This is a genomic window from Staphylococcus sp. HMSC13A10 (assembly GCF_001808005.1).
GTDB classification, from domain to species: domain Bacteria; phylum Bacillota; class Bacilli; order Staphylococcales; family Staphylococcaceae; genus Staphylococcus; species Staphylococcus pasteuri.
Genome location: NZ_KV791825.1, coordinates 1 through 898, shown reverse-complemented (window position 1 = coordinate 898; position 898 = coordinate 1). Strand labels below are relative to the sequence as shown.

The following is an 898-nucleotide window of genomic DNA, read 5'->3' as shown; positions in this document are numbered from 1 at the left end:
TCTCAATGCACAATAAATTTTCTCGGCATAATAATAATATATATTAATTAATACACAAACTATTAAAAGTAACGACAAAAACATTTTGTCGTTAAAATCAATTTTAGAAGACATTTTTAGCATATAATGTTAAAATTGACATAGTTTGACAGGTAAAATTTCTTTGTTTTTTTAGCTCATGTACACAACACAAATGTACATAAGCTTTTTTGTTATAATCACATATACCTAGTTTATTACTTGATTTATATGAAGTGTTAAAAAAGTTACTATCAGAAACAAGATTTCATTTCTGATAGAAACTTTTTTATTTTAAGCCTAATTTAAGCTTTATATAGCATCTTTATCCTGAATTATATACTTATTAATTAAATACTCTTATACGCTCTTAAAATGGTATATATAAGCAATCCAAATAAGAGATAAGGGACAAGATAAAGTAAAAGAATAAAATAACGCCATGCTGAATGCTAGGTTTTTAATACATAGTTAATCCATTCGTAAAAATGATGAACACCTAACAAGTCACCTAAGGAATTTAAGACTAAAAATGCGACCATAGTTAAAGCAAAAATGAAAAACATAACAGTAATCCCTTTGGTTAAACGATTAAATGCTTGATCATATTGTTTAAAAGCTGTTTCGTTGTTTTTAATTCGCTCATCTATTGTCTTTTTATATTCGCTATTCGCTTTTTGAAGGTCTGCTTGATTGCTTTTCATTTCTTTAACCATGTTTTGTGTTTCTGTTTTTACGTCATTGAATTCTTTTTGTATCGCTTGTTCAAAATCTTGTTTTAAATTATCAGTATCAATGCGTTGTACATAATGTCTCGCTGCACTCATAAATCGTTTTTCGTTCGTTTGAGTTGCTTGATTAAAGTTCGAGGCCGTGGTCT

Annotated in this window: 1 pseudogene; it reads right to left on the bottom strand. The window is 27.6% G+C overall.

Annotated features, from left to right (window positions below):
* Positions 1-470: 470 nt before the first annotated feature.
* Positions 471-898 (bottom strand): annotated as a pseudogene (locus HMPREF3125_RS12935) (mobilization protein); the annotation flags it as partial.